Source organism: Streptomyces albidochromogenes, assembly GCF_005981925.1.
GTDB lineage: Bacteria > Actinomycetota > Actinomycetes > Streptomycetales > Streptomycetaceae > Streptomyces > Streptomyces albidochromogenes.
Map to the genome: position 1 here is coordinate 1 of NZ_VBVX01000375.1, position 5680 is coordinate 5680.

7 protein-coding genes are annotated in these 5680 nt (G+C 73.9%); 2 read left to right on the forward strand and 5 right to left on the reverse strand.

Translation table 11 applies throughout. The annotated features are described in order from the left end of the window. Nucleotides 1-62: 62 nt before the first annotated feature. The 5 genes from E2E34_RS30360 to E2E34_RS30380 are packed head-to-tail and all read right to left on the reverse strand — an operon-like array spanning nucleotide 63 to nucleotide 4426. Nucleotides 63-911 carry a tyrosine-protein phosphatase gene (locus E2E34_RS30360; protein WP_244316275.1) on the reverse strand — a complete coding sequence of 283 codons (849 nt, stop codon included), beginning with the start codon at nucleotides 909-911 and terminating at the stop codon, nucleotides 63-65. 53 nt (nucleotides 912-964) lie between these two features. Then, the gene (locus E2E34_RS30365) at nucleotides 965-2047 is read right to left on the reverse strand and encodes an NAD(P)H-dependent flavin oxidoreductase (protein WP_138905075.1); all 1083 of its coding nucleotides are present in this window, start codon (nucleotides 2045-2047) and stop codon (nucleotides 965-967) included. Next, complete coding sequence (locus tag E2E34_RS30370) at nucleotides 2047-2790, reverse strand: CoA-transferase subunit beta (RefSeq protein WP_138905076.1); 744 nt, start codon at nucleotides 2788-2790, stop codon at nucleotides 2047-2049. Before E2E34_RS30370 ends, E2E34_RS30365 begins: the two co-directional genes overlap by 1 nt. After that, nucleotides 2787-3635 carry a CoA transferase subunit A gene (locus E2E34_RS30375; protein ID WP_138905077.1) on the reverse strand — a complete coding sequence of 283 codons (849 nt, stop codon included), beginning with the start codon at nucleotides 3633-3635 and terminating at the stop codon, nucleotides 2787-2789. Before E2E34_RS30375 ends, E2E34_RS30370 begins: the two co-directional genes overlap by 4 nt. Beyond that, the gene (locus E2E34_RS30380) at nucleotides 3632-4426 is read right to left on the reverse strand and encodes an enoyl-CoA hydratase family protein (protein ID WP_138905078.1); all 795 of its coding nucleotides are present in this window, start codon (nucleotides 4424-4426) and stop codon (nucleotides 3632-3634) included. Before E2E34_RS30380 ends, E2E34_RS30375 begins: the two co-directional genes overlap by 4 nt. 55 nt (nucleotides 4427-4481) lie before the next feature. Between E2E34_RS30380 and E2E34_RS30385 the strand changes: the two genes are divergently transcribed. Together E2E34_RS30385 and E2E34_RS30390 are read left to right on the forward strand one after the other, a co-directional pair. Further along, on the forward strand, nucleotides 4482-5246 hold the full coding sequence (locus E2E34_RS30385) for an SDR family oxidoreductase (protein ID WP_138905079.1): 765 nt from the start codon (nucleotides 4482-4484) through the stop codon (nucleotides 5244-5246). Between the two features lies 1 nt (nucleotide 5247). Beyond that, nucleotides 5248-5680 (forward strand): SDR family NAD(P)-dependent oxidoreductase (locus E2E34_RS30390; protein WP_138905080.1); only part of this gene is annotated, 433 nt, incomplete at its 3' end.

Genomic DNA, 5680 nt, shown 5'->3' on the forward strand with positions numbered 1-5680 from the left:
CCCCCGTCCCGCCCCCGTCCCGTCACCGGGCCGGGGGCGGGCCTGCGTGCGGGGCCCGGCCCTCAGCGGCTCAGCAGTGCCGCCCGGAGCCCGGCGAGTGCGCGGTGGTCGAGGCCCAGGCCCCGCGTGAGGTAGCCGTACAGGCCGCCGTACTCCGCCTCCACCCGCTCCAGGGCCGCGTCCAGGTAGTCCAGCCGGACCTCCTGGAGCGGAATCAGCAGATCCGGGTTCTGCATCAGTCCGGACTGCTTCAGCCCCGCGCGCACCCGGGCGTCGTGCGCCGCGCGGTAGGTGTTCGACGCCAGGTAGTCCCCCTCCGCCGTGCGCGACGGTACGCCGAGCGCCCGCAGGAGTACGTAACTCGTCCAGCCCGTACGGTCCTTGCCCGACGTGCAGTGGTACAGCACGGGTGAGCGGCGGTCGCTGTGCGCGAGGTCGCGCAGCGTCTCGGCGAACCGCGCCCGGTTCTCGGGGCTCGTGACGAACGTGCGGTAGACGTCCCGCATGAACGCCTCGGCCCTGCCGCCCCCGAGCATCTCCTCCTGCCGCACCGGGTCCGCGGACCCGATGGCGGTCAGCAGCCGCGCGAACAGGCCGTTGTCGGTGACCGGCCGGGACGTGGCGACGAGGCCGGGCGGCAGACGGTCCGGACCGTCGTACTGGACCTCCGGCGCGACCCGGAAGTCGACCACCTTCGCCAGGCCGAGCCGGCCGAGGGCGGCGACGTCGGCGTCCGTGAGCTTGCTGAGCGCGTCGGCGCGGTAGACCTGCCCGTAGCGCGTCTCCTTCCCGTCGTACGTGCGATACCCGCCCATGTCACGGACGTTGACCGCGCCCTGGAGCGGGACCCGGCGGATCTCGTCGCCCCGTTGAACGGGAGCGGCGGCCGTGGAGAGGGCTTGCGGAGGCACGGCCGAGGCGGGTTCGGGGACGGGGCATCTGACAACTCCTGTGGGGAGAGGGGTCACCCTGGTGTCGGCAGGGCGGGGAGCGACGGCGAGCGGGGCGCCCGCAGCCGTTCGAGTACGTCGTCCGCCTCGGCCATGACACGTGCCACCAGCTCCGCACAGGAGGGCAGATCGTCGATCAGGCCCGCGACCTGCCCGGACGCCATCACGCCGAGATCGGTGCGGCCCTCGACCATGGAGGCCCTGAGCAGCATCGGGGTGTTGGCCGCGAGCAGGACCTGGCTCCACGTCAAGTCCTTGCCGTGCCTCATGGCCAGACCGTCGCGGATCACCGCCGCCCAGCTCAGCCCGGAGATCCTCCGGAACCCCGCCGCCCGGCGCACGGCCCGCGCCAGCGTCCTCGTGCGGCCCGCCCGCTCCAGGGAGTCGACGAGTTCCGTACGGAGCATGCGGTGCGGCAGTCCGTCGACGGCCGTCGTCACCGTCACGTCCCGCACGCCCGCCGCCAGGTACAGCGCCTTGACCCGGTCGGGGACCGTCGAGTCGGAGGTGAGCAGGAAGCGCGTGCCCATCCCGATGCCGGCCGCGCCGTACGCCAGCGCGGCGACCAGGCCACGGCCGTCGCAGAAGCCGCCCGCCGCGATCACCGGGATGTCCACCGCGTCGACGACCTGCGGGAGGAGGACGGTGGTCGCCACCTCGCCCGTGTGGCCGCCGCCCTCGCCGCCCTGCACCATGACCGCGTCCGCGCCCCAGGCCGCGACCTTCTCGGCGTGCCGGCGCGCGCCGACGGACGGCACGACGACGACCCCCGCGTCCTTCAGCTCGGCGATCAGGTCCCGGGAGGGCGCGAGCGCGAAGGAGGCGACCTTCACGCCCTCCTCGACGACGATCCTCACGCGGGCCCGCGCGTCCCCCGCGTCGGCGCGCAGATTGACGCCGAAGGGCGCGTCCGTACGGGACTTGACCTCCCGTACGGCGTGGCGCAGCTGCTCGGTGGTCATCGTCGCGGAGCCAAGGACGCCCAGCGCGCCCGCCTCGGCGGCGGCCGAGACGAGGCGGGGGCCCGCCACCCATCCCATGCCGGTCTGCACGATCGGGTGCCTGACTCCGGTGAGTGCGGTGAGCGCCGTCTCCATCAGGGCCGGACCTCCCGCTCGCGCAGGCCGTCCGGATCGATGACCTCGCGGATCAGGCGCAGCTCCTCGGGGGAGGGATCGCGGGTGTACGGAACGTCGGCCGGCACGGTGAGGGCGAAGCCCGTCGCCTGCCGGACCTGCTCGGCGGTGACGCCGGGGTGGAGCGCGGCGAGGCGCATCGAGTGGTCGGGCGTGTCGAAGTCGAGGACGCAGAGGTTGGTGACGACGCGGGGGATCCGGTGGTGACGGGTGGCGCTCGGGCCGGCCGCCGCCGCGTTGTCGTAGCCGACGCCGGACACCATGTCGACCTTCTCGACGAAGACGCGCGGGGAGTGCTTGGGCACCCAGTAACTCGTCGGGTTGTTCAGCGTGTTGACGGGCGCCCCGCGTACGCCGAGGAGCTGGCGGGCAGGCCGGTGCCAGTCGCCGATGCAGGAGATGTTCTGGTTGCCGTAGCGGTCGAGCTGGCTGGCGCCCATCATGACGTGGCGCCTGCCGCCCGTGACCATGGCGAGGTGCCGGCGGTACGGAAGCCAGCCCTCCGGCGTGCCGTCCGGGCGGACCAGCAGGGCCTCGCCGTCGGTGAGGAGCAGGTCGGGCGAGAAGGTGCGTCCGGCGAGGCGGGCGCCGATGCCGGGGACGGTGCCCATGGGGCTCGCCAGTACCTCTCCGTCGCCGCGCCAGGTCTCGGCGCAGGCCACGACGCAGTACTCGGCGCGGGTGGGAGGTGCGGCGGCGGTCACTTCTGCTCCTCGTGCCAGGCCTGTACGGCGCACTGGTAGCTCTTCTCGTCCCCGGACAGGAAGCGGGCGGCGAACTCGGGCCAGGGCGTGGCCGCGTACATCCGCTGGAACGCCTCGTCGCGGCCGTAGTCGGGGGCGCAGGAGGTGAAGTGCGCGCCGCCCGGCGTCTCGATCACCCCGGTGACGTAGTGGCGCTGTACGAGCAGGCTCTGCACCGGCGCCTGCCGCGTCAGCTCCGCCGTCGCGACCACCTGTTCGCAGGAGACGTACGCCGTGTCGGCCGCCTCGCAGAACAGATCGTCGAAGTACGGGTCGGGGCCCAGGTACTGGCCGTTGCCGAGCCGGTCGGCCCGGTTCAGGTGGACCAGCGCGGCGTCCAGGCGCAGCGCCGGTACGGCGACGAGCTCCTCCCCGTCGGCGTAGGGCGAGGTGACCGTGCGCAGCGCGGGGTTGACGCGCATCACGTCCGAGCCGATGCCGGCCCGCACGGGCAGGAAGGGCAGCCGGTTGGCCGCCGCGCGCAGTCCCCACATGAACATCGCCTCGTCGATCTCGGTGAGCGCGAAGGCGCCTTTCTCGCGGGCCGCGCGGTAGTGCGGCTCCAGGGGGATCGAATCGAGCGTGACGAAGGCCGTGACGAGTTCGCGGATCCTGCCGGCGGCGGCGAGGAGGCCGACGTCCGGGCCGCCGTACGAGACGACGGTGAGGTCGGTGATGCCGGTACGGAGCAGGGCGCGGACGAGAGCCATCGGCTTGCGGCGCGATCCCCAGCCGCCGATGCCCACGGTCATGCCGCTGCGGAGCCCCGCGACGGCCTCTTCGGGGGTCATCGTCTTATCGGTCACGGCCGGCCGCCCTCCTGGTCCCGGGTGTGGTCGCCGAAGCCGGCGCGGACGCGGTCCGCCACGCCGCTGAGGCCGGCCTCGAAGGTGAAGCCCTGCTCGAAGCGGTAGCTGCGGCGTACGTCCACCGGGTCGATGCCGTTGATCGCGGCCTTGGCGAGCCGCAGGAGGGTGCCGTCCTTGCGGGCGATCTCGCGTGCCAGGCCGAGGGCCTCGGCGAGGAGCCGGGCGCGCGGGACGACCTTCCAGACCGAGCCGTGGGCGTGCAGTTCGGCGGCGGTGGCGGTGCGCGACGTGTAGTACAGCGCGCGCATCAGGTGCTGCGGGACGAGACGGGCGAGGTGGGTGGCGGCGCCGAGCGCGCCCCGGTCCAGCTCGGGCAGGCCGAAGGCGGCGTCGTCGGAGGCGACGATCGCGTCGGCGTTGCCGGCCAGGCCGATGCCGCCGCCCAGACAGTGGCCGCCGACGGCCGCGACGACGGGCACCTCGCACTCGTAGACGGCGGCGAACGCCTCGGCGCAGCCGCGGTTGGCGCCGATGAGCGAGGCGTGCCCGGGATCGCGCTGCAACTCCTTGATGTCGACACCGGCGTTGAAGCCGCGGCCCTCGGCGGCGAGGACGACGCAGCGCACGTCCGGGTCCCGGCCGGCGGCGCGGACGGCGTCGGCGAGGGCGTACCAGCCTCGCACGGGAAGCGCGTTGACGGGCGGGAAGTCGACCGTGACGACGGCGACGGCCTTGTCCGGCCCTTTCGCCCCTTCCGGTCCTGCGGGGCGTGCGGTGGAGACACCCATGAGCGGATCAGCTACCTTTCCACCAAACATTTGTTAGGTGGGAAGGTAGCAGCGAATGGAACTGAAAGGGAGGGTCGCCGTCGTCACCGGCGGCACGCGCGGCGTGGGCGCCGGCATCGCCCGGGCGTTCCTGGCCGCGGGAGCCCGGGTGGTGGTCTGCGCGCGCCGGCCGCCGGACGCGGCGGTCGAAGAGGGCGGGAGCGAGGCGGAGTTCCGGCCCCTGGACCTGCGGGACGGCCCGGCCGTCCACGCGTTCTTCGCCGATGTCGCGGCGGCGTACGGACGCCTCGACGTCCTGGTCAACAACGCGGGCGGGACGCCGTACCGGCTGCTTGACGAAGGGGAGGCGGCGCGCCACGCACGGGTCGTCGAACTGAACCTCACCGCCCCGCTGAGGGCCTCCCTCGCGGCGTACGAGCACCTTCGGGCGTCCGGCGGCTCGATCGTGATGATCGGTAGCGTCAGCGGGACCAGGCCTTCGCCGGGCACGGCCGCGTACGGAGCGGCCAAGGCGGGGCTGGAGAACCTGGCCCGGTCGATGGCGGTGGAGTGGGCGCCCCGCGTACGGGTGAACACGCTCGTGCCCGGCATGGTCCGCACCGAGCTGGCCCACCTGCACTACGGCGACGACGCCGGTCTCGCGGCCGTCGCGCGTACGGTCCCGGCGGGCCGCCTCGCCGAGCCGCGCGAGATCGGCGACGCGGCGGTCTTCCTCGCCTCCGCACGCGCGGCGTACGTGACCGGCGCGTCCCTCCTCGTCCACGGCGGCGGGGAACGCCCCGCCTTCCTCGACGCCGCCACAGCCAACAGGGAGCAGTGACATGACGTCGGACAGCGGAATCTGCGAAGGACGGGTCGTCGTCGTCACGGGCGCGGGGCGGGGCCTCGGCCGCGCGCACGCGCTCGCCTTCGCCGCGGAGGGCGCGAAGGTCGTCGTCAACGACCTCGGGGCCGGCCCGGACGGTGCGGGAACGTCGGCGGGGCCCGCCCGGCGCGTCGTCGAGGAGATCGTGGCGGCGGGGGGAGAGGCGGTGGCCCACGGCGGCGACATCGCGTCGGCGCGGGGAGCGCAGTCGCTGGTCGCCGCGGCGGTCGAGACGTTCGGGCGGCTCGACACCCTCGTCAACAACGCCGGTTTCCTGCGCGACCGGATGCTCGTCAACCTGGACGAGGACGACTGGGACGCGGTCGTGCGCGTGCACCTGAAGGGGCACTTCCTGCCGCTGCGGCAGGCCGCCCGGTACTGGCGGGCCG